General features: G+C 62.5%; 24 protein-coding genes. 11 read left to right on the forward strand and 13 right to left on the reverse strand.

What is annotated here, in order from left to right; translation table 11 throughout:
* The first annotated feature begins 21 nt into the window (after positions 1–21).
* Positions 22–1962 carry a 1-deoxy-D-xylulose-5-phosphate synthase gene (gene dxs, locus AC0L3H_RS03820; RefSeq protein ID WP_473584555.1) on the forward strand — a complete coding sequence of 647 codons (1941 nt, stop codon included), beginning with the start codon at positions 22–24 and terminating at the stop codon, positions 1960–1962.
* A 119-nt stretch (positions 1963–2081) separates the two neighbouring features.
* Here dxs and AC0L3H_RS03825 read toward each other — a convergent pair whose 3' ends face one another.
* The 9 genes from AC0L3H_RS03825 to AC0L3H_RS03865 all read right to left on the reverse strand — a co-directional run bounded on the left by AC0L3H_RS03825 (position 2082) and on the right by AC0L3H_RS03865 (position 10430).
* Positions 2082–2459, reverse strand: a complete 378-nt coding sequence (locus tag AC0L3H_RS03825; RefSeq protein ID WP_473584556.1) for a DUF3307 domain-containing protein — start codon at positions 2457–2459, stop codon at positions 2082–2084.
* Between the two features lie 28 nt (positions 2460–2487).
* Positions 2488–4380, reverse strand: a complete 1893-nt coding sequence (locus tag AC0L3H_RS03830) for an adenylate/guanylate cyclase domain-containing protein (RefSeq protein WP_473584557.1) — start codon at positions 4378–4380, stop codon at positions 2488–2490.
* On the reverse strand, positions 4328–5629 hold the full coding sequence (locus tag AC0L3H_RS03835; protein WP_473584620.1) for an NAD(P)/FAD-dependent oxidoreductase: 1302 nt from the start codon (positions 5627–5629) through the stop codon (positions 4328–4330). The genes AC0L3H_RS03830 and AC0L3H_RS03835 overlap by 53 nt, the downstream gene beginning before the upstream one ends.
* A gap of 30 nt (positions 5630–5659) precedes the next feature.
* Positions 5660–6115 (reverse strand): DoxX family membrane protein, encoded by a 456-nt coding sequence (locus tag AC0L3H_RS03840; protein WP_473491851.1) that lies wholly within the window; start codon positions 6113–6115, stop codon positions 5660–5662.
* Positions 6116–6150: 35 nt separating this feature from the next.
* Positions 6151–6927 (reverse strand): HvfC/BufC family peptide modification chaperone, encoded by a 777-nt coding sequence (locus tag AC0L3H_RS03845; protein WP_473584558.1) that lies wholly within the window; start codon positions 6925–6927, stop codon positions 6151–6153.
* Positions 6914–7942: an MNIO family bufferin maturase gene (bufB, locus tag AC0L3H_RS03850; RefSeq protein ID WP_473584559.1), complete on the reverse strand. Its 1029-nt coding sequence runs from the start codon at positions 7940–7942 to the stop codon at positions 6914–6916. The genes AC0L3H_RS03845 and bufB overlap by 14 nt, the downstream gene beginning before the upstream one ends.
* A gap of 32 nt (positions 7943–7974) precedes the next feature.
* On the reverse strand, positions 7975–8244 hold the full coding sequence (locus AC0L3H_RS03855) for a BufA1 family periplasmic bufferin-type metallophore (RefSeq protein ID WP_292543980.1): 270 nt from the start codon (positions 8242–8244) through the stop codon (positions 7975–7977).
* A 218-nt stretch (positions 8245–8462) separates the two neighbouring features.
* Positions 8463–9548, reverse strand: coding sequence for a patatin-like phospholipase family protein (locus tag AC0L3H_RS03860; RefSeq protein ID WP_473584560.1), 1086 nt, complete (start codon positions 9546–9548; stop codon positions 8463–8465).
* 51 nt (positions 9549–9599) lie between these two features.
* Complete coding sequence (locus AC0L3H_RS03865; protein ID WP_473584561.1) at positions 9600–10430, reverse strand: 3-hydroxybutyrate dehydrogenase; 831 nt, start codon at positions 10428–10430, stop codon at positions 9600–9602.
* A gap of 147 nt (positions 10431–10577) precedes the next feature.
* Here AC0L3H_RS03865 and AC0L3H_RS03870 point away from each other — a divergent pair, with 147 nt between their 5' ends.
* The 4 genes from AC0L3H_RS03870 (at position 10578) to AC0L3H_RS03885 (ending at position 14153) form a co-directional block, all read left to right on the forward strand.
* Entirely contained in the window at positions 10578–11492 is a 915-nt protein-coding gene (locus tag AC0L3H_RS03870) for a LysR family transcriptional regulator (protein ID WP_473584562.1), read from the forward strand.
* A gap of 201 nt (positions 11493–11693) precedes the next feature.
* The gene (locus AC0L3H_RS03875) at positions 11694–12194 is read left to right on the forward strand and encodes a cupin domain-containing protein (RefSeq protein WP_128183692.1); all 501 of its coding nucleotides are present in this window, start codon (positions 11694–11696) and stop codon (positions 12192–12194) included.
* Positions 12195–12286: 92 nt separating this feature from the next.
* Complete coding sequence (locus AC0L3H_RS03880) at positions 12287–13489, forward strand: MFS transporter (protein WP_473584563.1); 1203 nt, start codon at positions 12287–12289, stop codon at positions 13487–13489.
* Positions 13490–13667: 178 nt separating this feature from the next.
* Positions 13668–14153 (forward strand): DUF302 domain-containing protein, encoded by a 486-nt coding sequence (locus AC0L3H_RS03885; RefSeq protein WP_128245629.1) that lies wholly within the window; start codon positions 13668–13670, stop codon positions 14151–14153.
* Between the two features lie 246 nt (positions 14154–14399).
* Here the strand turns inward: AC0L3H_RS03885 and AC0L3H_RS03890 are convergent, their stop codons facing one another.
* Positions 14400–14801: a GFA family protein gene (locus AC0L3H_RS03890; protein WP_473584564.1), complete on the reverse strand. Its 402-nt coding sequence runs from the start codon at positions 14799–14801 to the stop codon at positions 14400–14402.
* A 173-nt stretch (positions 14802–14974) separates the two neighbouring features.
* Between AC0L3H_RS03890 and AC0L3H_RS03895 the strand changes: the two genes are divergently transcribed.
* The 4 genes from AC0L3H_RS03895 (at position 14975) to AC0L3H_RS03910 (ending at position 17963) form a co-directional block, all read left to right on the forward strand.
* Complete coding sequence (locus AC0L3H_RS03895) at positions 14975–15769, forward strand: TlyA family RNA methyltransferase (protein ID WP_473584565.1); 795 nt, start codon at positions 14975–14977, stop codon at positions 15767–15769.
* Complete coding sequence (locus tag AC0L3H_RS03900; protein WP_473584566.1) at positions 15766–17007, forward strand: class I SAM-dependent RNA methyltransferase; 1242 nt, start codon at positions 15766–15768, stop codon at positions 17005–17007. The genes AC0L3H_RS03895 and AC0L3H_RS03900 overlap by 4 nt, the downstream gene beginning before the upstream one ends.
* A gap of 85 nt (positions 17008–17092) precedes the next feature.
* Positions 17093–17464, forward strand: a complete 372-nt coding sequence (locus AC0L3H_RS03905; protein ID WP_473584567.1) for an antitoxin Xre/MbcA/ParS toxin-binding domain-containing protein — start codon at positions 17093–17095, stop codon at positions 17462–17464.
* Positions 17457–17963 carry an RES family NAD+ phosphorylase gene (locus AC0L3H_RS03910; protein WP_473584568.1) on the forward strand — a complete coding sequence of 169 codons (507 nt, stop codon included), beginning with the start codon at positions 17457–17459 and terminating at the stop codon, positions 17961–17963. The genes AC0L3H_RS03905 and AC0L3H_RS03910 overlap by 8 nt, the downstream gene beginning before the upstream one ends.
* Positions 17964–18088: 125 nt before the next feature.
* Here the strand turns inward: AC0L3H_RS03910 and AC0L3H_RS03915 are convergent, their stop codons facing one another.
* The 3 genes from AC0L3H_RS03915 to AC0L3H_RS03925 form a co-directional block, all read right to left on the reverse strand.
* Positions 18089–18370: an AbrB/MazE/SpoVT family DNA-binding domain-containing protein gene (locus tag AC0L3H_RS03915; RefSeq protein ID WP_473584569.1), complete on the reverse strand. Its 282-nt coding sequence runs from the start codon at positions 18368–18370 to the stop codon at positions 18089–18091.
* Between the two features lie 42 nt (positions 18371–18412).
* On the reverse strand, positions 18413–19825 hold the full coding sequence (gene tldD / locus AC0L3H_RS03920) for a metalloprotease TldD (RefSeq protein ID WP_473584570.1): 1413 nt from the start codon (positions 19823–19825) through the stop codon (positions 18413–18415).
* 238 nt (positions 19826–20063) lie between these two features.
* Positions 20064–20654, reverse strand: coding sequence for an invasion associated locus B family protein (locus tag AC0L3H_RS03925; protein WP_031254969.1), 591 nt, complete (start codon positions 20652–20654; stop codon positions 20064–20066).
* A gap of 375 nt (positions 20655–21029) precedes the next feature.
* On the opposite strand from AC0L3H_RS03925, the gene coxB reads away from it, so the two are divergent.
* Positions 21030–21908, forward strand: coding sequence for a cytochrome c oxidase subunit II (gene coxB / locus AC0L3H_RS03930; protein ID WP_236387989.1), 879 nt, complete (start codon positions 21030–21032; stop codon positions 21906–21908).
* A 37-nt stretch (positions 21909–21945) separates the two neighbouring features.
* Positions 21946–23595 carry a cytochrome c oxidase subunit I gene (ctaD, locus tag AC0L3H_RS03935; protein WP_023799325.1) on the forward strand — a complete coding sequence of 550 codons (1650 nt, stop codon included), beginning with the start codon at positions 21946–21948 and terminating at the stop codon, positions 23593–23595.
* The last annotated feature ends 25 nt before the right edge of the window (positions 23596–23620 follow it).

Consider the following 23620-nt stretch of genomic DNA (forward strand, 5'->3'; position numbering starts at 1 on the left):
GGCCGGCAGCCTATTTCGCAGATGAATCAAAAGCAGGCCCCAGCACCAGTGAACGCAAAGCTCCATACGCCACTTCTCGACAAGGTCCGCATCCCGGCCGACCTCAGGATGCTTGACGAACGTCATCTGCCGCAATTGGCATCGGAGCTTCGCACCGAGTTGATCGACGCCGTGTCGCACACCGGCGGACATCTCGGTGCCGGGCTTGGTGTGGTCGAACTGACGGTGGCGTTGCACTATGTCTTCAACACGCCAGACGACCGGTTGATCTGGGACGTCGGCCACCAGGCCTATCCGCACAAGATCCTGACCGGCCGCCGCGACCGTATCCGCACGCTGCGGCAAGAGGGCGGCCTGTCCGGTTTCACCCAGCGCGCCGAGAGCGAATACGATCCGTTCGGCGCCGCCCACTCCTCGACCTCGATTTCCGCCGGCCTCGGCATGGCAATGGCACGCGATCTCTCCGGGGGCCGCAACAATGTCATTGCCGTTATCGGCGACGGCGCCATGTCGGCCGGCATGGCCTATGAGGCGATGAACAATGCCGGCGCGCTCGATGCCCGGCTGATCGTTATTCTTAACGACAACGACATGTCGATCGCGCCGCCGACCGGCGCGATGAGCGCCTATCTGGCCCGCCTGGCGTCGGGCAAGGCCTATCTGGGGCTGCGCGATTTCGGCAAGAAGCTGACCTCCTATCTCGGCGAGCGCGCCGATCGCGCCATCAAGCGGGCGGTCGAGCATGCGCGCGGTTACGTCACCGGCGGCACGCTGTTCGAGGAAATGGGTTTTTATCACATCGGCCCGATCGACGGCCACAATCTCGAGCACCTGATCCCGGTGCTGAAGAACGTCCGCGACAATGCCGACGGCCCGGTGCTGATCCACGTCGTGACCCAGAAGGGCAAGGGCTATGGACCGGCCGAGGCGGCCGCCGACAAATATCATGGCGTCAACAAATTCGACGTCATCACCGGCGCGCAGGCCAAGGCGCCGGCCAACGCGCCGAGCTACACGAAAGTCTTTGCCGACAGCCTGATCCAAGAAGGCCGCGAAGATGATCGCATCGTCGCCATCACCGCCGCCATGCCGAACGGCACCGGCCTCGACCTCTTCGGCGAGGCGTTCCCGGCGAGGACTTTTGACGTCGGTATCGCCGAGCAACATGCGGTGACTTTTGCCGCCGGCCTTGCCACCGAAGGCTTCAAGCCTTTCGCGGCGATCTATTCGACCTTCCTGCAGCGTGCCTACGACCAGGTCGTCCACGACGTGGCGATCCAGAAACTGCCGGTGCGCTTCCCGATCGATCGCGCCGGCTTCGTCGGGGCCGACGGGGCGACCCATTGCGGCGCCTTCGACACGACTTTTTTGGCGACGCTGCCCGGTTTCGTCGTCATGGCCGCGGCGGATGAGGCGGAACTGCGACACATGGTGCGCACGGCGGCAAGCTATGATGAAGGCCCCATCGCCTTCCGCTACCCGCGCGGCAACGGCGTCGGCGTCGACCTGCCGGAGCGTGGCTCGGTTCTCGAAATCGGCAAGGGCCGTGTCGTCAGGGAGGGCACCAAGGTTGCGCTGCTTTCCTTCGGCACGCGGCTGCAGGATTGCCTGGCTGCGGCCGAGGAGCTTGGCGCGGCCGGGCTTTCCACCACGGTCGCCGATGCTCGTTTCGCCAAGCCGCTCGACGAGGATTTGATCCGGCGGCTGGCGCGCTCGCACGAAGTGCTGGTAACAGTCGAAGAGGGCGCGGTCGGTGGCTTCGCCAGCCATGTGCTGCAATTCCTGGCCCATGAAGGGCTGCTGGAAAACGGCCTGAAGGTACGCCCGCTTGTGTTGCCCGACAGCTTCGTCGATCACGCCAAGCCCGAAAAGATGTATGCCGACGCCGGGCTTGATGCCGCCGGCATCGTGCGCACCGTCTTCGTGGCGCTGGGACGCACCGCCAGCGCGCAAAGCGCCTGAATCAAAATCTCAACGGCTTGCATCAGTTTGCCGACCGGCGGTCGTAACTGACTGTTTGCGTTGTCATTTGGCATCCGCGCGCGGTGAATGCCTCGTTGTCCTGCCGCAAATTCCTCTTTCTAAGCGAGCGCAGCGAAGATCAGGCCGACATAGGTAAGCTGGTGCAAGAATTGGTCAGCCCCATGCATGGCCCAGTATGTCCGCGTGTCGGGGCCAGCATGGCTGCGCCCCGACAGCCCGGCTTTGGTGTAGTCTGTCGCGTAGTGGACCGTGAATTCCGCGGCAGAAAGCAGGACGATTGCGGTGGGTTCGAGCCCGGCGATGAGGAGGGCCGGCAAAGAGCCTAGCGCATGCAAGCCCGCGTGGACATAGCCGCCGACGCGACGCAGATCGCCCTTTCCGCCCAACATCCAGCCGGGCTGGAGCAGATAGTCGGCAATGAAGTGCTTTAGCTGGAGGCAGAAAAGCATTGCGAGCGTCAAAATCGTCATTTCCATGACCATACTCCATGGCCGCAGCGGTTGTTCAGGTTGCGAGCGTGTGTATCAGGACCGGGACTGCCTTCCCGCGAACATTCGTGATGCCAAGTGGCTGCGCGGCGGTCTGGCCGCTTGTCTGCGCAAGCGTCATGTCGCTAAGCACGATTTCGACGCCGTGTTCCTTGGCGACGCCAACAAGACGGCTTGCCAAGTTGACCGTATCGCCGATGGCCGTATAGCTCAGCCGTTCGGCCGATCCGACATTGCCGACAATCGCGGTGCCGGTATTGATGCCAATTCGCACCCGTATGTCGCTGTGGTCCGGCGAAACGGCGGGCAGCGCATGCATCGCGGCCCGGATCGCGGCTGCGGCGCTGCATGCGCGGCGTGCGTGATCCGGCACGGCTGTCGGTGCGTTCCAGATGGCCATAACGGCGTCGCCAATGAACTTGTCGACGGTGCCTCCTTCGGAATGAATGGCTTCGACTGCAAGCGTGAGAAAATTGGTGAGATGCGGCTGGACATCGGGCCCGAGCCGCTCGGTGAGTTCGGTGAAGCCCGGCAGATCGGCAAACATCACGGTCACTTCCACGAGCTTGCCGCCGGGCGCAGGCTCAAGCCCGCCCGCGACGAGGGGCCGGACGACGTCGAGCGGCATGTATTTGGCAAAAGCCGACAAGCCGCCCGCCATGCGCTTCAGCGCCTCCGAGAAATCATTGAGTTCGGCCAGGAATGTCGGAACATGCCGCACCTGGTCGAGCGAGAACCGTTCGATTTCACGGAGCTGCGCGGCAAGCTGGCGGATTGGCCTGGCGAAAAGCAGGTTCGAAAACAGCACGGCAGTGGCCGCTGCCAGCACGACGAGCCCGGCGACCACCAGCAGCACCCGACGCGTGTTACGGTCGATCTCTTCCGCGAAGGAGGAGCGCGGTATCGCGGTCAGGAGCCGCCATTGTTCGAAGGGGAGCGCAAACGACGAGACGTAAACCGGGCCGATCTCGCCACCATCAACCAGCGTGCGAAATTCGTTCCCTTTCATCATCGAAATGGCGTCGCCCACCGCGGCGGCAAGCGCATCGCTCTTGGGAAAATCGCGAAGATGAGCAGGCATAGGACCGCCGGGCGCATCCGATGCAGCCAGTACTTTGTCGCCACCGCCCAGCATGAACGTCTTGCCGTGACCTGATACTTGCAGACCACCCAGCGCCTGCGACAAATTGGCGAAACTCACGGCAACCATGACCACGCCCTGGTACCTGCCATAGAGCTCGACCCGCTTTGAAACAACCACCGAGGGCTCGAAGCCATTGGGCAGGACGTCGATCACGCTCCAGACAGGTTCCGTCGAGTCCATCGCCCGGCGATACCAGGGCGCACCGAGCGCTAGGTAAGCGGTCTCGCCATGGATGCGTTCTTCGAACATCACATCGCCGGGGATGGGATGATAGATATCACGACGCAACGGGCGCGGCTTCCCCGGCATGCCCGGGCCGATTTCAACCATCTCGATCTTGCCGCCGGCCGCCGCGTGCGAGCCGAAAAACCGTCCGTCGGGGAAGCCAAATCCGATCCAGCCGATCGCGCGCTGTTCACGCAGCAGCGACAGGAACAGGAATTCGCGTCTGACCTCGTCATCGGCCTTGATCGTGCCTTGGAACAGGATCGAGCGGATGATCTCGGCCGTGCCTGCCACGACGGCCAGCGTTGATGTCAATTCGCCGCGGACAGAATCGGCACTCTGGGCGCCAAGGCTGGCGACGATCTTCTCGACATTGCGGGTTGCCGTGCGCTCCCAGATGACATGTACCGATGCAGCCGTCGACATGACCGCCATGAGCAGCAGCGCCGTCATCGCCCGCCCAAGCGCTATGCGCGGCAGGCGGCGCCTACCGGTCGCGGCGTTCGGTGATGAGGCGAGCGCTGCGGTCAAATGTTGCATAGGCCCAAGCCCAATCGAGGAAGACAACGGTGCGGTTGCGGAAACCGACAAGGAACCAAAGATGCGCGAAGCTCCAGAGCAGCCAGGCTAGGAAACCGCTCAGTTGGATGGGTCCCAGGTCCGCGACGGCGGCCTTGCGGCCGATTGTGGCGAGATTTCCGTAGTCGGCGTAGCGGAAAGGTTCTGCCGTCCGCCCCGCAAGTCGCGCCTTGATGAGGCCAGCCACATAGCGGCCCATTTGCTTCGCGGCAGGGGCGACGCCCGGAACCGGACGGTCGTCCTTGCCCTTTACCGAAGCGGTATCACCGATGACATAGACGCCTTCGCGGCCGGGCACACGCAGATGTCCGTCGACAACGACGCGGCCGGCGCGATCGGCCGCGACGTCCAGCCATTTCGCCGCCCTCGAGGCCATGACGCCGGCAGCCCAGAGCACACAGGCTGAAGCAACGCGTTGCCCATCCGCGAGTGCGACGCCATTGTCGTCGCACTGCGTAACCGCGGCGCCGAGCCTGACCTCGACGCCAAGCTTTTTGAGCTGCGATTTGGCCGATTGCGAGAGCTTCTCCGGAAATGCGGTGAGCAGCCGTTCGTCGGCCTCGACAAGTACAACCCTTGCAGTCGAGGAATCGATGTTGCGGAAATCGCGAACGATCGCTTGGCGCGCGAGTTCGATGATAGCGCCCGCGAGTTCGACGCCGGTCGGTCCGCCGCCGACAACCACAAAGGTAAGGAGTTTTTCTCGAAGAGCCGGATCGTCGGTCACCTCTGCCTTTTCGAACGCGGTCAATATGCGGGCGCGAATTTCGGTGGCGTCGCCTATGGTCTTGAGGCCGGGAGCATTCGCTTCCCAGGCGTCGTGACCGAAATAGGCGTGGCGGGCGCCGGTGGCGATGATCAGGTAATCGTAGGGAATTCGCCGGCTGCCGGTCAGCACAGTCCGCGCAGCGGTGTCGACGCCCTCCACCTTTTCCATCAGGACGGTTGCATTCTTCTGGCTGGCGAGGACGCGCCGGATCGGCATGGCGATCTGCGCCGGAGATAGCCCGGCCGTCGCCACCTGATATAGCAGCGGCTGGAACAGATGATAATTGCGGCGGTCGACGACAGTGATATCGACCGGCGCGTTGCGCAACCGGAGCGCTGCGTTGAGGCCGCCGAAGCCCGCGCCGAGAATGACGACCTGCGGCCGGCGCGGTGGAAGCGTATCTGTTTTGGCCGGCGTCGCTTCCAACTCTGCCAAGATCATCGCTTCTTCGCTTGATTGCTGCAGCATTGTTCACGCTCCGCGACGGAAATAGCCGTCGACCAGATAGTCCAACGATACGACGCCTGCGCCGCGAGCCAAAATGAGCAGCAGCAGCGAACTCCACATGAGGTGTTCGCCCCAGTGTCCCGGATAGACGAAGATCTGGATCACCGCGACTACCCCGAGCAGCATCAGCGCGCCGAGGCGCGAGAGCAGGCCGAGGAAAAGCAATGCGGCGCCGATGATTTCGGCGGCTGTCGCGAGCGGGGCCGCCAGCGCCGGGTCGATCAGCGGCAGATTATATTCAAACGCGAAAAGCTGTAGCGTTACCGGCCAGGAAGCGAGCTTGGTCTGCGCCGATTGCCAGAACACGTGGGCGACGGCGACGCGACCCGCCAGCTGAACAAGAGAAAGGGGTATGCTGCCCGCCAGGTTCAGAGGCCTGCGGTAGGCGGCGGCTAGGCTGCGGCCACTGGTTGAAGGCATTTCGCGGGTCACGCTCATTGGTCTCTCCATTTCGTTTACTGCGGGTGGTCGAAGCCGATGCCGGTCACCAAGCCTTCGCCGAACAGGCTGACGAGGGCGCCGAGGACATCGAACGTCGGTTCGTGCGTGAGGGCGCGTGAAACGGCCCTCTCCAGGCCGAGGCCGTTTTTCAGGGAATGGCGGAACGAGAACTGGGCGCTCGTGAGGCGCGCGAAGCGTACATTGTCGCCGTGCCTAGAGAGCGCGATGCGCTCGGCTTTTCGCTGCCAGACATCAGCTTGATCCGGAACGCCTCCGTTCTGATGCGCCGACCAGATCGACAGTACCGGCCAATGCGACATAACGAGGCGCAGGGATGGCTGGAGCATCAGTTCGGGGGTCGAGCTCGAGGCTTCACCATCCAGTGCCGCCAGGTTCAGGGCCGGCAGTGATGCCGCATCAAGCGCCTCGGCGATCGCCCATTCAAGCCGCGCCGTTTCCGCTACGAAGGGCATTTCAGCCAGACCTTCGAAGGTCCCGAGGAAGCGCGGGAAGTCGGAGCCGTAGCGCACCAGCCTTGGCTCGCCGGGCGGATGCTGACGAATGAACTCGCTTGCGGCATAGCGGAAGAACCGCTCGTCGACCATGCGAACGACGACTGGGAATACGGCCATCAGCGTCGCTGTCAGCGAGGCGCGGGTATTGTTCTCATAGATGCGCAGCCTTCGGCATGGATCGGCGCGGCCCGCTGAAACAAGCGACGAAAGGCCGAATTGCGGGTTGCCAAGCACGGACTGCGCGATGATGTTCTGCAGATGTTCAAGCGGCAGCATGGCGGTTCCTCCTGACGTCACGGTCTGCAGCGAGGCGCGCGGGCTTGATTGCATTGAAAGCGGCAAGCACCGGCATCTGGCCGCGCGGTGCATAGCGTTCGAACGGAACGACAATGCCCGGAGCGGACTGCTTCGGCGCGGAAACAGGAAGGGAATCCTGCCGCTTGCGGAAGGCGATCGAAGCGGCAAGCATATCCGCCCACATTGCTTCGCCCAGCAGCACGTCGAGCACGGGCACGTCGGTATCCCATTCGATCAGGGTGGGACGTGGGCCGAATTTCTCGATCGCGCCGGCATAGAGTGACCACACGGCGGGCGGCACGCGCGAGCCGTGGTCGTCGATCAGGACCGTGTCATCGCCAACCTCGTTGACGGCATGGCCTGCCAGATGGATTTCGCCGATCGCCTCGGCAGGCAGCACTTCGATGAACGCAGCCGCGTCGAAGCCAAGATTGTGGGCGGAAACGTAGACGTTGTTCACGTCGAGAAGCAGGCCGCATCCCGTGCGCTTCACAAGCTCGGCCAAGAACTCGGCCTCCGTCATCGTCGAACCGCTGAACTCGATATAGGCAGAGAGATTTTCAATCAGGATGCGGCGCTTCAGAGTGTCCTGAACGAGCTTGATATTGTTGGCGACGATAGCGAGCGCTGCTTCGTCGTAACGGAGCGGCAAAAGGTCGTTGAGGTAGGCGCCATCGGCGCCGCTCCAGGCGAGGTGTTCGGAAACAAGATCGGGCTCGAAGCGCACGCATACCTTGCGCATGCGTTCCAGATGGTCGCGGTCGACGCCGGAAGCGCTGCCGAGAGACAGCCCTACGCCGTGAACAGAAAGGGGGTAGGTCTCACGCAGGTTTTCGAGCGCGGCGACGGCAGCAGAACCGCCCATGTAGTTTTCGGCATGAACCTCCAGCCAACCCGCCGACGGGCGGCGGCTAAGCATTTCAGCAATGTGCGGCGAGCGAAGACCGATGCCCGCGGCTTGCGGAATTGGGAGGGTGGGAAGCTTATTGGGCATCAGTCGTCTCCATTGGGTTGCGTGGGAGTGGATCAGGCCTTGGGTTCGGTGCTGCCGCTGGCAAGCTTTCCGCAAGTGCCGGCCGGCACGTAGATCCATGCGTCGGACTGGTTGTCGGCCGTAGATGTCCCGGCGCAAGAATGCGTGGCGGTCTGGCAATCGTTCTGGCCGGCCTTGACGACGCCGTAGCACTTTTCGAACGAGAACTCCGGCTGGGCGGCCGGACCGGCGAAGGCTGCGCTGGCGGCGAGCGTGGTAGCAGCGGCGAAAGCCGAGCCGATGAGCGATTTGGTATTGATCATGATTTTCCGTCTCCTGGGTTTGTGTTTGGTTCAGACCGGCGATCAGCCCGTCTGAAACCACTCTCTTCGATCGCAGCCATCAACTGAAATGCTGTCTCGGCATGGTTTCGATAGACGCGCTGTAGGTGCCGGCTGCATGAAAAGAGCCCTCCGGGAGGGTGCCGGAGGGCTCAGCAAACCGGCATCCAGAGGGGGATAATGCCGGCCGGGAGTTGTTGTCAGAGATAGCGTTCGTGGATGTCCACCGTCGAACGCTCTCCGATGTGGCTATAGTTGGCTTCGAGCCATTCCTCGGCGCGTTCACGGCCGCGGTCGCGAAGATCCGTAAGCAGGCCCCAATCGGCATTGAGCTTGCTGGAGACGCCAAGCTTTTTCATGGTCTCGTCATCCGAAATGCCGTGGACGAAGATGCGCTTGAGGTCGAGCGCCTGGCCGGCCTCCGAGTCGACTAGTTGCGTGACGAAGGCGATCGCCCGCATTTCCCGCAAAAGCGAAGAGTTGAAGCTTATCTCGTTGATGCGATTCAGGATGTCCGTCGCCGAGCGCGGCAGTTCGGCGCGTTCTATAGGATTGATGTGTACGATCAGCACGTCCGGCGTGTCGCAGGAATAGATCAGCGGGAAGATTGCCGGATTTCCCATGTAACCGCCGTCCCAATAGGCCTCGCCGTCGATCTCGACGGCTTGGAACAGGAACGGCAGGCATGCCGACGCCATGATGGCGTCGATCGACAGCTCGTCATTGGAGAAAACCTTGACCTTCCCGGTCCGCACATTGGTCGCGCAGATGCTGAGTTTCAGAGGACAGCGCGACATGCGGACGGCATCGAGATCGATAGACTGCTCGAGAACGTTTTTCAGCGGATTGAAGTTCAAGGGATTGAACTGATAGGGCGACATCAAACGCGTCACCATATCGAGCATCAGGAAGGCCGGGGAGTATTCGAGCGAACGCGACCCGGTCATCTTGTCAAGCAGGCTCGGCTGCAGAGGGCTGAAGGCCGCCGCGTGGCTGACGCGGCGCCAGAAATTCGCAAGCGCCTTCTGCGCGCCGCGCCGTCCGCCTTCGGCAAGCCCGTAGGCAAGCACCGCCGCGTTCATGGCCCCGGCGCTGGTGGCGACTGCCCCCTCGAAGGACAAGTTTTCCTCGTCAAGGAGCCGATCGATGACACCCCATGTGAAGGCGCCGTGCGCGCCTCCGCCCTGAAGCGCGAGGTTGATCGTCCGCTTCCCGCGGACCACGCTGGGCGCGGCCGGTTCCGATTGGCTGGAGGCAAGCTTCACAACGTCGGCATGAGTGTTCATCGGGTACCCTCCTCGCGTAAAATTGCAGAAATTTTGACGATGACGATGCGCTCAGTGCGCAGTCCAGCCGCCGTCGATCGGCAAGGCTGTGCCGGTGATCGAAGCTGCGCAGTCGCTGCAGAGAAACACCGCAAGCGCTCCCATCTCTTCCACAGTCGCAAAGCGCCTGGTCGGCTGGTTCTTCAGAAAGATGTCGCGGATAACGGCGTCGCGGGCGATGTTGTGCGACTTCGCCTGATCCTCGATTTGCTTCTCGACGAGCGGCGTCCAGACATAGCCTGGACAGATCGCGTTCGAAGTCACGCCGTACTCGGCGCCCTCGAGAGCGACCACCTTCGTCAACCCGACCATGCCGTGCTTGGCGGCGACATAGGCTGATTTGAACGGCGAGGCGATCAGCCCATGGGCGGAAGCGATATTGATGATGCGGCCATAGCCGCGACCCTTCATCGGCTCGAAGGTCGCCTGGATCAGATGGAAAGCCGAACTCAGGTTGATCGCCAGGATCGAGTCCCATTTAGCGACGGGAAATTCGCTGACTGGCGCAACATGCTGTATGCCCGCGTTGTTGATCACGATGTCGATCTGGCCGAAGCGTGCAACGGCCCGCTCCACCATCATGTGGATAGCGTCGCGGTTCGACATGTCGGCGTTGTCGTAAGCGACGTCGACGTCATTTTCCTCGGCCAAGGCGGCACGCTGCGTCTCGATTTCCACCGGATCCCCGAACCCGTTCAGCATGACGGCAGCACCGCTCTTCGCCAGGGCGCGGGCGATGCCGAGGCCGATGCCGCTGGTCGAGCCGGTCACGATCGCCGTCCGGCCTTCCAGGGGGCGGCGCATCGCAAGCGTATCGGTTTCAGGTTTGCTGACGTTGAGCATTTCGGTCTCCGTTGATGTGCCGCAACGCTGCGGCTGTTCTGCGGGACCTTGAGCGATGCGCGCTCAACAATAAAATGCCGCTGTGCTATCAAATCCATGCGTTCATTGCATTGGCTGGAGAAGGCTCGGGCGCGCTAGGGGATTGGCATGGACATTCACCACATCCGATATTTCCTCGCCGTCTGCGATACGCGGAACTTCACGCGCGCCGCCGAGAAATGCAACGTCACCCAGCCGGCGCTCAGCCGCGCGATCCAGCAGCTCGAGGACGAGGTCGGCGGCCTTTTGTTCCGACGCGAGCGCAATCTGACCCACATCACCGACCTTGGCGCGCTGCTTCGGCCGCGTTTCCAACAGATATCAGATGAACTGAGCGGCGTGCGTCAGGAAGCCTCGCGCTTCCTTTGCCTCAAGGACGCGCATCTGAAGGTCGGCATCATGTGCACGATCGGCCCGCGCCGCTTCACCGGTTTGCTTACGGATTTCAACATGCGCCACAAGGGAATTCAGTTGCAGTTGGTTGAAGGGGTACCAAGCCGGCTCTCACAACTGCTCGAGGCGGGCGAGATCGACGTCGCAATCATGTCGTCGAGCGAAAAGTTCCCGGAACGCTTCGACGTGACGCCACTCTTTCGCGAACGCTTCATGCTGGCGTTCCCGACCGGCCATCGGCTGACGCAGCACGAGACCGTGCCAATCAGCGCGATCGATGGCGAGATCTATCTGAGACGCGTCAACTGCGAGTATTGGGACCATCTCTCTCATCTTTGCGTCGAGCGCGGAGTGAAGCTTCGCATCTCCTATTCCAGCGAGCGAGAGGACTGGATCCAAAACATGGTTGCCGGAGGGCTCGGCATCTGTTTCCTCCCCGAATACACAGCCGTGATTCCAGGGCTGCAGGTGCGGCCTGTGACAGAGCCGGAGGTGACCCGCGATGTGTGCCTCGTCACCGTCGCCGGCCGCCGCTTCTCGCCCGCGGTGTCGACATTTGTCGGTGCGGTCAAATCCTATGGCTGGGCAGAGGGCGCATCACCGGTTTCGATGCGCCGTTCCGCCGCGTAATCGAAACTCCGTCGACTACGCAGGATTACGCCTGCGGTTCGGGTGCGAGCCGGTACGACTGCGCCCAGGCTCACGCGATAGCTTCAGGCTATGGAATTCAGAAGTACCCGGCATTTCTCTTGGCAGCCGTGCTCGCCCAATCTCCTCATCACGCCCCGCATGAATTCCCATTGCCGGGCTCGATAAAAGGAGAACCGCAAAATGTTTTTGAAAGTCATAGCACCTCGCAACCCGATCAAACTTGTTCTTGCGTTCGGCCTGCTCGCTTCGGCCGCGGCTTTCGCTGCAGCACCTGCCCACGCCGGCGAATGCCCGGTCGACCAGGTCGCCACCAATGCCGTGCAGTCGATGCCGAGCGCGCCGGAAGGTGTCACCGACGAGGTCATCAGCACGATCGACCTCAGCACGAAGGGCGACGCCTGGAAGGGCAATAGGTTCCGTCTGCGCAAGCTCGTCGTGCAGCCCGGCGGCGTCGTGCCGTGGCACGACCACTCCACGCGTCCGGCAAATATCCTGGTCGTCGAGGGCGCGATCAGCGAATACAGCAACACCTGCAAGGTGGCGATCGAGCACAAGGCCGGCGAAGCCACCGCCGAGTTCGGCCAACTCGCGCATTGGTGGAAGAACAACGGTTCGGTTCCTGCCGTGCTCTATTCGGCCGACATCCTGCCGCCGGACATGGACGCCCACGGCGCGATGTAACCGGACCGCAGCGTCCCGCTTATTGACCCTCAACCTCCATCGACGTTCCCGGTCCCCTTCGGGAGCGTCGAACCATGCACGGATAAATTCCGATGGCCAGCTATGACGAAGCCGTTGCCTCGAAGCTCCGCAGGGTGTCGACGGACAGCCTGCGCTTCGGCATCATTGCCTTGATCGCATTTCTGACGCTCGTCGACCTTTTCGCCGCGCAGGCGATCCTTCCCTCGCTCGTCGTCAAATTCAGCGTCAGCCGCGCGACGATGGGTTTCGCGGTGAACGCCAGCACCTTTGGAATGGCGATCGCCGGCATCGCGGTGGCGCTACTTGGCCGCAACGTCGACCGGCGCAACGGGATATGGTTCAGCCTTGTCGTGCTCGCCATACCGACCGCGCTACTTTCCATCACCGACAGCATCGCAATGTTTGCCTTCCTGCGCGTTCTGCAGGGCCTGTGCATGTCGGCGGCCTTCACGTTGACGATCGCCTACCTCGCCGAGCATTTCTCACCCGGCCAGGCGGCAGGCGCGCTCGCCGCCTACGTCACCGGAAACGTGGCCAGCAACTTCTTCGGCCGCATCCTTTCGGCGGCTGTTGCGGACGGCTTTGGCATCTCCATTAACTTCCTGACCTTCGCTGCCCTAAATATTGCCGGCGCGTTGCTGGTCTGGCTGACTCTGAAGAAGACCGACCGCATGATGCGAATCGACGCCGACCACCCTCCCGCAGGTCGCGCCTGGAAAGCCCACTTTAAGAACCGAGAACTGCGCGGCAGCTTCGCGATCGGCTTCCTGATCCTGTTCGTCTTCATCGGCACGTTTACCTATGTGAATTTCCAGCTGGCCGCAGCACCGCTGGCCCTGTCGCCGATGGCGCTCGGTCTCGTTTATTTCGTATTTCTGCCGTCGATGCTGACAACCCCGCTCGCCGGCCGCGTGGCAAGGCGGTTCGGCCCGGCCAGCGGCATCGTCCTGACGCTCGGGATTGCCATCGCCGGCCTTCTGGCGCTGCTCACTCCAAATCTGCCGATCGTTCTTGCGGGCATGGCGCTGATTGCCATCGGAACATTCTTGGCGCAGGCGATCACGACCGGCCATGTCAGCCGCGTCGCCGCCCGCGACAAGGCCGCTGCGAGCGGTATCTATCTTGCTTCATACTATTCCGGCGGGTTGGTCGGCAGCTTCGTCCTCGGCCAGGTCTATGACCGGCTCGGCTGGACCACTTGTGTTGTTGTTCTCGTCGCCGCCCTGATCGCGGCAACGATAGTCGCCCGCCCGCTGACGGCGCCACGCGTCTGATCCCGCTTCACCTCGACGTTTACCGCCGCTCATGAGCGGCGGCATTTCCATGGAACCTGCCAGCCATACGCCGCACTCATCAATTCAGGCAGCAAACGGCATTATCAATCCGCCGAGCCTTTCCGCATCCTTTCTTCCAGCCTGTCATCGGACCGGCTTCACTCACGGAGAAAGAAAAATGATCAATTCAGTCAAATCGACCCTCGCGTCGACGGCGCTTGTCCTGACGCTTGCCACCCCGGGGTTTCTGGCCCAGGCCAATGCTGAGACGGCGTCCGACGGCGTCGTTACAGTCAAGAGCGGCTATTCGGTTGCAGAGACCGTGTCGCGGATCAAGAAGGATGTCGCCGACAAGGGCATCACGTTGTTCGGTGTCATCGACCAAGCCAAGCTCGGCAACGCCGCCGGCAACGTCGTCAGGCCGTCGCGGCTCATCATGTTCGGCAACCCGGCACTCGGCACGACCTTCATCACCGCGAACCCGAAAGCCGGCCTCGACTGGCCGGTGCGCGTCGTCGTTTACCAGACGGCTGATGGCTCGGTCTACGCGGCCTACACCGACTTCGACTACATCGCCAGGCGCCACGGTATCGAAAGCCGCACCAGGGAATTCAAGATGGCGACCGAAGTGATCCAGTCCGTCACCTCCAGCATCGAGAAATAACCCTTAAAGCGGGGCCGGCTGCCGGCTAGACGTCCGGCCCCGAAAGTTTTGCGCTGCCACGGCATTAGTTCCTATGAGACGTGACACCCTCATACCAAGCATCAGACATGACCGGAACGACAGCTTCCCCTGAATTGCGGGCAACGGAGAGACTAGGACAGAAGGTCAGCTCAGGGTCATGAACGAACCTCCGCGAAGGGGTCATCTTCCGCCCTTCCGCACCGGAACTGAGTGTCAGATTTTCCACTAGAACCACATATCGCGCACGCAGCGACCATCGCCAGGCAGGTCCTCGAACGTGTGGAGACCATCGAAATGGTCGATTGGCAAGTCGGCGACGGTGTCAGGCGGCGCAAGCCTCACATTGACGGCGATCCGAGTGCGACCGGCGGCACTGGCGCGCAAACCACGCCAGGCCAGCACACAGGCGCATGTCGGACAGAACAGGATCTCGAGCGACGGGGCATCCGTTCCGGAGCGGGTATAAGCACTTGTCGGTCCGGCAAGACGGATGCGTTCGTCGACATAATCGTAAGCCCACAGCGCGCCATAGCGGCGGCAAAGCGTGCAGTTGCAGGCTGTGATCGAGCCGGGATCGCCTTCCAAAATCCAGTGGGCCGCGCCACAATGGCAGGTTCCGGTCAGCATTTGTCCTCCTCACGTTCTGGCAGCAACACGAGCGTTGTTCCCAACATTGTGCCGGACCCAGTGCGATATTCAACAGTTTGTGGCGCGGCCCGATGCGCTCGCCGCTTTGGCAAGATGTTCGTTGTCTTCCCCAATATCCTTGCCTTCGTGACAGGCTTTCGCCATGAAGGCCGATGAACTCCCGTTTGCCAGCCAGCACACGCCAGCGGCTCGACGAACTCCTCGTCGCGCGCGGCCTGTTTGCCAGCCGCTCTCGCGCCCGCGACGCGATCGAGCGCGGCACCGTGATGGTTGACGGCGTCATCGCCCGCAAGCCCGGCCAGACCGTCCGGGCTGATTGCCTCATAGAAGTCGATGATCCGGCGCAGGGCTATGTGTCCCGTGCTGCGCTGAAGCTGATCGCCGGGCTCGACTATTTCGACCTCGATCCAGCCGGCAGCGAAGCGCTCGACGTCGGCGCCTCGACCGGAGGCTTCACTCAAGTGCTGCTCGGACGTGGCGCGGCGCATGTCACGGCGATCGATGTTGGGCATGGCCAGATACATCCGGATATCGCCGGCGATCCACGTGTGACTGTTATCGAGGGATTGAACGCCCGTGATCTTTCGACCGCCGATCTTGCCGATCGAATTCCAGATTTTATCGTCTCCGACGTCAGCTTCATCTCGTTGAAACTGGCGCTGCCGCGGGCGCTCGCCATTGCCAGGAGCGGCGCCAAAGCAATATTTCTGGTCAAGCCGCAATTCGAGGCGGGCCGCGAGGCGATCGGCAAGGGCGGCTTGCTGAAAGATCCATACGATGCCGCGCGGGTTGCCGGTCTGCTGCAGGATTGGCTGGACGGCGTCCCCGGCTGGCGCTCGCTCGGACTGCATCTGTCGCCGATCGAAGGCGGCGACGGCAACCGCGAGTTCCTGCTCGCCGGGATCAAGGACGCCGGTATCGAGAACAGGGGGATCGGAGGCCGATGAATGCGCGCTTCACGATCACAAGGCTGGGCTCCCAGGGCGACGGCGTCGCCGAGACCGAAACCGGCGAGCTTTTCATTCCGTTCACGCTGCCCGGTGAAACCGTCACCGCCGCGCGCGAAAAGGACCGTGCCACGCTGATGTCGGTGCTGGAGGCTTCGCCGCTTCGCATCGACCCTGCCTGTCGGCATTTCACCGAATGCGGCGGCTGCGCCATCCAGCATCTCGAGGCCGAAGCCTATCATCGGTGGAAGCGTGACAAGGTTGCGCATGCGCTCAACAGCAGGGGCATCAGTTGCGACATTGACGCGCTGGTGCCGTGCGCGCCGCAGACGCGCCGGCGCGTCGTGTTCACCGCCCGGCGCAGCGAGACCGGCATGCTGCTCGGCTTCGTTCGGGCGCTGTCGTCCGAAATAATTTCCATTGAGGAATGCCCGATCTCGCTGCCCGAGATCGTCACAAAGCTCGATCGTCTGAGAGCACTTGCCGAACTGGTTTGCGCCACGACGAAATCGTTCCGCATGACGGTCACGGCGACCGGTTCCGGCCTCGATGTCGCGGTTCACGAGTCCGGCAAGCTCGGCGAGAACCAGCGCCGCGTCGCCTCCAATTTCGTCATCGCCCAGGGGCTGGCCAGGCTTTCGATCGATGGCGAGATCATCATCGAGCCAAAAAAGCCGGTTGTCACGTTCGGCAGCGTCGCCGTCGCGGTGCCGCCGGGCGCCTTCCTGCAGGCGACCGAGGCCGCCGAGCAGGCGATGGCCGACATCGTCGGCCGGCACCTCGCGCGCGCCAAAAAGGTCGCCGACCTCTTCGCCGGCTGCGGCAGCTTCGCGCTGCGCCTCGCCGCCAGGTCGGAGGTCCATGCGGTGGAGGGGGATGCGGCAGCGCTTTCGGCGCTCGACCGGGCATTCCGTTTCGCCAGCGGTCTGAAGGGGGTGACCAGCGAACGCCGCGACCTGTTCCGGCGGCCGCTCACTTCGAGGGAACTGAATGCCTTCGACGGCGTCGTCTTCGATCCGCCCCGCGCCGGCGCCGAAGACCAGTCGAAGCAGATTGCCCGCTCCGACGTGCCGCTGGTCGCCGCGGTTTCCTGCAATCCGGTTACGCTGGCGCGCGACTTGCGCATCCTCCTCGATGGCGGCTACGCCCTGAAAAGCGTGACGCCGATCGACCAGTTCCTGTGGTCGCCGCATGTCGAGGCCGTCGCGCTTCTGGAGAAGCCGAAGCGAAGGCGGTAGCGGATCCGCACTTGTTGAGCTTGAATTTCGCGTAAAATGAGCATACTTTGAACGTGTTCTGTTCAAAATGTGCTAGGAACCTGTTATGAATACCGCAGCTCTCGATATCAGAGCATCGCGCTTTGGCGACGAGCGGACGCCATTTCTTTCGGCAAGACGGGTGGCTGAACTGCTGGGCGTCAATCTGACCGAACTGGCGGGCCTGATCGGCGTCGCGCGCAACACGCTTGCCGCCAAGACCGGCGCGCGCAAGGTCGACGCCGCATTGAGTCCGATTGTCCGTATCCTTGCGATGGCAGGCGAGATGGCCGGCGATGAACAGCGTGCGGCGATCTGGTTCAAGCATCAGCCGATCCCCGGCTGGGCGGGAAAGACCGCCTACGATCTCGTTCAAGAGGGCAAGACGGACAAGGTGCTTGCCTATCTGGAGGCAGTCCGCTCCGGCATCTATGCCTGAAAGCAGACTGAGCCTATGGCGCGCCTTCGTGCCGCGTTGGGCGCATCTGCCGCTTTCCGGCGAAGGAGCAGCCCGCTTTGGCGGTCGCTGGAATCCAGTGGACGCCCCGACGATCTATGCCGCGGGCGAATTGTCCACGGCTTGGGCGGAGTACAATCAGGGCTTTGTCCAGCATCCGGCGCTGATTGCGCAGCTCGCACTTTCAGGCGCGCGACTGGCAGACCTTACGGACGCTGATGAGTTGACCAGGCTCGGCGTGACGGCGGACATTCACCGATGTGAATGGCGCGATGTCATGGATCAAGGCCTGGTACCTGAGACGCACACGCTGAGAGATCGCCTGATTGCCGATGGGCAGCATGGCGTGATCTACCCCTCCTTCATGTCGCCCGGCGGCACATGCGTCGCGCTGTGGCTATGGAACGAGAGCAACGCACCCCGCCTGAAGGTTATCGACCCCGACCATCGCTTGCCGAAAACGGCGGCTTCATGGCTGTAATGCGTGTCGCGCAAAAGCATGCCCTTGGGCCTGGACCCGAGGGTGTGCAGCGGTTTTGCGATAACGACATGCATAAAACAACACCCTAAAGCGCGTCGCATGAGGCCGGTCAAACGCGACGCGCTTTAGGGCAGTTCGAACCGGCCGCGCCGCCGCGCTTCGGCCAGCACACCCGCGTCCATTTCTTCCAACGTCTTCGGCCTGTCTCTACGGGGCAGGGATCCAAACACGTCTTCTGGCCGTGTCTCGGCGAAGACTGGTGCAGGCTTCAGTAGCACGCCCTCTGGAGTATCTTCGACCAGAAGACGTGTGCCGGCGTCCCATTCCCTCCGCTTGCGGATAGCGCTGGGCAGGGTGACCTTCCCCTTGGTCGAGACAGTGGTTACGAGTCTTTCCGGGTTGGCCATCGCGGCGCATCCTCTGAATGTAAGATAAAACCGCAGCTTCTATCAAACCCGCGTTCCGCCAACCGTCATCTGGTTCATCCTGAGGTGCGGCTGGCCGACGCCGACCGGCACGCCCTGGCCGGCCTTGCCGCACATGCCGATGCCGGTGTCGAGCTTCATGTCGTTGCCGATCATCGCAACCCGATGCATGGCATCCGGCCCATTGCCGATCAGCATGGCGCCCTTGATCGGCTGCCTCACCTTGCCGTTCTCGATCATGTAGGCCTCGGTGCAGCCGAACACGAATTTTCCCGAGGTGATGTCGACTTGGCCGCCGCCGAAGGAGACGGCATAGATGCCGTTCTTGACCGAGGCGATGATTTCGTCCGGCTCCATGTCTCCTGAAGTCATATAGGTGTTGGTCATGCGCGGCATCGGCTGGTGCGCGTAGCCTTCGCGCCGTCCGTTGCCGGTGGCGTTCATGCCCATCAGCCGGGCGTTCTGGCGATCCTGCATATAGCCGACAAGCTTGCCGTCGTCGATCAGCACATTGCGGGCCGACGGCGTGCCTTCATCGTCGACGGTCAGCGAGCCGCGCCGCTCGGCCATGGTGCCGTCGTCGACGACGGTGACACCTTTTGCTGCCACCTGCTGGCCCATCAGCCCGGCGAAGGCCGATGTCTTCTTGCGGTTGAAGTCGCCTTCCAGCCCGTGGCCGACGGCCTCGTGCAGCATGACGCCCGGCCAGCCGCTGGACAGCACGATGTCAAAGGTGCCGGCGGGGGCCGGAATGGCCTCGAGGTTGACCAGCGCTTGCCGCAGCGCCTCCTTGGCGGCGTGTTTCCAGCTGTCCTCGACCAGGAATTCGCCAAACCCTTTGCGTCCGCCCATGCCGAAGGAGCCGCTCTCCTGGCGGTCGCCGTTGCCGACCACCACCGACACGTTGATCCTGACCAGCGGGCGGATGTCGCGCACCATCTGGCCGTCGGCACGCACGATCTCGACATGCTGCCAGGAGGCGGCGAGCGACGCCGTCACCTGCCGCACGCGCGGATCCTCGGCTCGCAGCCACGCATCGATTTCCTGAAGGAGCTTGGCCTTGGCCTCGAAGGAGGGCGAGGGAATCGGGTTGTCGTCGCCATAGAGATGGCGGTTGGTGCGGGCGGGAGCCGCAGCAAGCGTGCCGGAATAGCCGCTCTTGACGGTTGACACAGCGTCGGCCGCGCGCAGCAGCGATGCTTCCGAAAGATCGCTGGAATGCGCGTAGCCGCTCGCTTCGCCGGCGACCGCGCGCAGGCCAAAGCCTTGGTCTGTGTTGAAATTGGCGGTCTTCAGCCGGCCATTGTCGAACATCAGCGCTTCGCTCTCGCTGTATTCGAGGAACAACTCGCCGTCGTCGGCGCCGTTGATGGTCTCGGCGACGATCTGCTTGATGCGATCGTCGGAAATGTCGAATTGGCCGATCAGGCTGTTCATGGCGCGGTCCGTCCGTGGAAAGAGATTGTCCTCACGATGTAGGCGCGAAGGTGCGCCCAGACAATCGGCAATGACCATTGTCTGTACATGACCCCGAAAATCGGAATCGATTTTCGGGGTCATGCGCAAAATCGAAGCGCTGCAGCGTTCTTTGCGCGTCCTTGGATGCGCGGCGCTGTAGCCAAAGGCGGTCACAATCCCATTTTCGTCAGCAGGGTTTTGGGCCTCTCGCCCCGTCTCAAGGCAGCGCGGCGAAACCGTCGGCGAAACCCTTGAGCTCGACCGGGATGCCAATGCCTTCCTCCGGCGTCTGGAAGACGATGAAGGTGGCTGACGTTCCGGTCTTCAGCGTATCGAGCAGTGGCTTTTCGAGAATGACCTCGGCATAGCAGCCGTCCTGGAAGCAGCGCACGAAATAGGCCCGGCCGATATCCTTGCCGTCGACGTTGAGGCCGAGCCCGTTGGGCAGCAGCACGCCGAGCGGCGCCAGCACGCGCAGGATTTCGGCCTTGTTGTCGGCGGTGCGCAGCACGACGACGGAAAGCCCCATCTCGGGACGGTCTTCGGCGACGACGTTCTGCATCATCACGCATTGTTCCGATGTGGCGCCAGCCGGCGTGTCGCAGATGATCGACCATGCGCCATGCGTCGTCCGCACCTTGCCGCTTGGCTGCGCGGCATTGGCCTGGCTGACGCCGAACGAGCCAACATAGGACAGGCCGATCCCGGACAGACCAACGCCAGATAGGCCAACGCTACACACGGCAGCGAGAAGGATGGCCTTTGCCAAGCTTCTAGAAAGCCCAAGTCCCCAAAGCCAAGAGTTCATGACGGCTCCATTGCGAATCACGGCACTTTAAGCCGCGCCAAGGGCAAGTAAAGGATGAGACCACTGCCGGCCTGCCTCGACCAAGGCAATTGTGCGCTTTTCCGTGCCAAATTCGCCCGAATTGCGACGGCCCGGCGCATTTTGCCGGGACACTCCGCCGCTCGGGCATTCGCGGGTCCGACACCGCCGCGGCCGCCGCCACAAGGCGCAGCCGCGCTTGCGCGCAAAAATGCCGCACGGTTTCCCCCGCTCCTTTCTTGCAGAGGCAAATAGAGTATGGTTTGAACCAGCCTCGAGACTCTCCGGGATTCCCGTCCCGGCGTTGTTCGATATTCTTGCGGTCCGATCGCGAGGAACTGGGAGATAATGACGGCAATGAGAAAATTCCTAGCAGGCGCCAAACTCCTGGCAAGCGCTGCCGCCACACTGTTCACCGGCGCATCCGCCCATGCGGCCCAGCCTGCGCCGTGGGAGATGACCTTCCAGCCCGCAGCCACCGACATGATGCGGCAGATCGCCCGGTTCGAGCACTATACGCTGTGGTTCATCGTGCCGATCACCCTCTTCGTGCTCTTTCTCATCGCCTATTGCATCCTGAAGTTTCGCGCGAGCGTCAATCCGACCCCGTCGCGCACCAGCCATAACACGCTGATTGAGGTAATCTGGACGGTCGGGCCGGTCGTCGTCCTGCTCTTGCTCGCCATCCCCTCGTTCCAGCTCTTGACTGCGCAATACACGCCGCCGGAGGAAGCCAAGCTGACCGTCAAGGCGACGGGAAACCAGTGGAACTGGGACTACGAATACCAGACCGAAAACACGCTTTCCTTCAACTCGGCGATCCTGGCGGATTCTGACCGCGCCGCGGCCGGCAAGGAGGACCGCGGCGCTTATCCGCGCCTGCTCGCCGTCGACAATGAGATGGTGGTGCCGGTCAACACCATGACCCGGGTGCTGGTGACGGCGGCAGACGTGATCCACGCCTTTGCCATGCCGTCCTTCGGCATCAAGACCGACGCGGTTCCGGGTCGCATCAACGAGGTCTGGTTCAAGGCGGAAAAGGAAGGCCTCTATTACGGCCAGTGCTCGGAGCTCTGCGGCAAGGACCACGCCTTCATGCCGATCGCGATCCGCGTCGTCTCCGACGCCCAGTACAAGACCTGGCTGGCAGCAGCCGGCACCGACCTTCCCGGCGCCAACAAGGCGCTGATGGCCGAGGTCGACGGCAAAGACAAGGTAGCGGCCGCCGGCAACTGATGCCGCGACCAGAAAAGATCAGGGAACGGAGCCGAACATGGCAGACGCTGCAGCTCACGACCACGACCACAAGCCGTATCATGGCTGGGTGCGGTGGGTGTATTCGACCAACCACAAGGATATCGGCACACTCTACCTGATCTTCGCGATCATGGCGGGCTGCGTCGGCGGTGCCCTTTCGGTCGTCATGCGTATGGAACTGCAGGAGCCTGGGATCCAGATTTTCACCGGCCTGGCGCAGATGGTCTACGGCTTGAACGCCGACGCTGCGCTCGACGGCGGCAAGAACATGTACAATGCCTTCACCACCGCCCATGCGCTGATCATGATCTTCTTCATGGTCATGCCGGCGTTGATCGGCGGCTTCGCCAACTGGATGGTGCCGATCATGATCGGCGCGCCGGACATGGCATTCCCGCGCATGAATAACGTCTCGTTCTGGTTGCTGCCACCGGCTTTCATCCTTCTGATCATCTCGGCCTTCGTGCCGAGCGCGCCTGGCGCCTACGGCGTCGGCGGCGGCTGGACGATCTATCCGCCGCTATCGACCTCGGGCCAGCCCGGACCGGCGATGGATCTTGCGATCCTGTCGCTGCACATCGCCGGCGCCTCATCGATCCTCGGCGCCATCAATTTCATCACCACCATCTTCAACATGCGCGCGCCTGGCATGACGCTGCACAAGATGCCGCTGTTCGCCTGGTCGGTGCTGATCACCGCTTTCCTGCTGCTGCTGTCGCTTCCGGTTCTGGCCGGCGGCATCACCATGCTTTTGACCGATCGCAATTTTGGCACCACCTTCTTCGCGCCCGACGGCGGCGGCGACCCGATCCTGTTCCAGCACCTGTTCTGGTTCTTCGGGCACCCGGAAGTCTACATCCTGATCCTGCCGGGCTTCGGCATCGTCAGCCACATCGTCTCGACCTTCTCCAGGAAGCCTATCTTCGGCTATCTCGGCATGGCCTATGCCATGGTCGCGATCGGGGCGGTCGGCTTCATCGTCTGGGCGCACCACATGTACACGACCGGCCTGTCGCTCGACACGCAGCGCTATTTCGTCTTCGCCACGATGGTTATCGCCGTGCCGACGGGCGTGAAGATATTCTCGTGGATCGCCACCATGTGGGGCGGGTCGATTTCGCTCAAGACCCCGATGCTGTGGGCGATTGGCTTCATCTTCCTGTTCACCGTCGGCGGCGTTACCGGCGTCCAGCTTGCCAATGCCGGTCTCGACCGTCCGCTGCACGACACCTATTACGTGGTCGCGCATTTCCATTATGTGCTGTCGCTGGGCGCGGTCTTTGCCATCTTCGCCGGCTGGTACTACTGGTTCCCGAAGATGACCGGCTACATGTATTCGCCTGTCATCGCCAATACCCACTTCTGGGTCACCTTCGTCGGCGTCAACCTCGTCTTCTTCCCGCAGCATTTCCTCGGTCTTTCAGGCATGCCGCGCCGCTACATCGACTATCCGGATGCGTTTGCCGGCTGGAACATGGTGTCGTCCTACGGCTCGTATATTTCGGCCGTCGGCGTGGTCATCTTCCTCTATGGCGTGTTCGAGGCCTTCCAGAAGAAGCGGGTGGCTGGCGCCAACCCATGGGGCGAGGGTGCGACGACGCTTGAATGGCAGCTGCCTTCGCCGCCGCCCTTCCACCAGTGGGAACAACTGCCGAAGATCAAATAGGCTTCTGCCTGGGGGAAATACGGAA

It is taken from the genome of Mesorhizobium sp. WSM4816 (assembly GCF_055811535.1).

Coding starts and splice junctions, on each gene's coding strand:
- AC0L3H_RS03845 (WP_473584558.1), bottom strand. CDS start 6,927: ATGCTGCCGCTTGAACATCTGCAGAACATCATCGCGCAGTCCGTGCTT.
- AC0L3H_RS03870 (WP_473584562.1), top strand. CDS start 10,578: ATGGACATTCACCACATCCGATATTTCCTCGCCGTCTGCGATACGCGG.
- AC0L3H_RS03840 (WP_473491851.1), bottom strand. CDS start 6,115: ATGCCTTCAACCAGTGGCCGCAGCCTAGCCGCCGCCTACCGCAGGCCT.
- bufB (WP_473584559.1), bottom strand. CDS start 7,942: ATGCCCAATAAGCTTCCCACCCTCCCAATTCCGCAAGCCGCGGGCATC.
- AC0L3H_RS03905 (WP_473584567.1), top strand. CDS start 17,093: ATGAATACCGCAGCTCTCGATATCAGAGCATCGCGCTTTGGCGACGAG.
- AC0L3H_RS03835 (WP_473584620.1), bottom strand. CDS start 5,629: ATGATCTTGGCAGAGTTGGAAGCGACGCCGGCCAAAACAGATACGCTT.
- AC0L3H_RS03895 (WP_473584565.1), top strand. CDS start 14,975: ATGAACTCCCGTTTGCCAGCCAGCACACGCCAGCGGCTCGACGAACTC.
- AC0L3H_RS03875 (WP_128183692.1), top strand. CDS start 11,694: ATGTTTTTGAAAGTCATAGCACCTCGCAACCCGATCAAACTTGTTCTT.
- AC0L3H_RS03900 (WP_473584566.1), top strand. CDS start 15,766: ATGAATGCGCGCTTCACGATCACAAGGCTGGGCTCCCAGGGCGACGGC.
- AC0L3H_RS03915 (WP_473584569.1), bottom strand. CDS start 18,370: ATGGCCAACCCGGAAAGACTCGTAACCACTGTCTCGACCAAGGGGAAG.
- AC0L3H_RS03825 (WP_473584556.1), bottom strand. CDS start 2,459: ATGGAAATGACGATTTTGACGCTCGCAATGCTTTTCTGCCTCCAGCTA.
- AC0L3H_RS03880 (WP_473584563.1), top strand. CDS start 12,287: ATGGCCAGCTATGACGAAGCCGTTGCCTCGAAGCTCCGCAGGGTGTCG.
- dxs (WP_473584555.1), top strand. CDS start 22: ATGAATCAAAAGCAGGCCCCAGCACCAGTGAACGCAAAGCTCCATACG.
- AC0L3H_RS03910 (WP_473584568.1), top strand. CDS start 17,457: ATGCCTGAAAGCAGACTGAGCCTATGGCGCGCCTTCGTGCCGCGTTGG.
- AC0L3H_RS03865 (WP_473584561.1), bottom strand. CDS start 10,430: ATGCTCAACGTCAGCAAACCTGAAACCGATACGCTTGCGATGCGCCGC.
- coxB (WP_236387989.1), top strand. CDS start 21,030: ATGAGAAAATTCCTAGCAGGCGCCAAACTCCTGGCAAGCGCTGCCGCC.
- AC0L3H_RS03925 (WP_031254969.1), bottom strand. CDS start 20,654: ATGAACTCTTGGCTTTGGGGACTTGGGCTTTCTAGAAGCTTGGCAAAG.
- AC0L3H_RS03855 (WP_292543980.1), bottom strand. CDS start 8,244: ATGATCAATACCAAATCGCTCATCGGCTCGGCTTTCGCCGCTGCTACC.
- AC0L3H_RS03890 (WP_473584564.1), bottom strand. CDS start 14,801: ATGCTGACCGGAACCTGCCATTGTGGCGCGGCCCACTGGATTTTGGAA.
- AC0L3H_RS03885 (WP_128245629.1), top strand. CDS start 13,668: ATGATCAATTCAGTCAAATCGACCCTCGCGTCGACGGCGCTTGTCCTG.
- ctaD (WP_023799325.1), top strand. CDS start 21,946: ATGGCAGACGCTGCAGCTCACGACCACGACCACAAGCCGTATCATGGC.
- AC0L3H_RS03860 (WP_473584560.1), bottom strand. CDS start 9,548: ATGAACACTCATGCCGACGTTGTGAAGCTTGCCTCCAGCCAATCGGAA.
- tldD (WP_473584570.1), bottom strand. CDS start 19,825: ATGAACAGCCTGATCGGCCAATTCGACATTTCCGACGATCGCATCAAG.
- AC0L3H_RS03830 (WP_473584557.1), bottom strand. CDS start 4,380: ATGCAACATTTGACCGCAGCGCTCGCCTCATCACCGAACGCCGCGACC.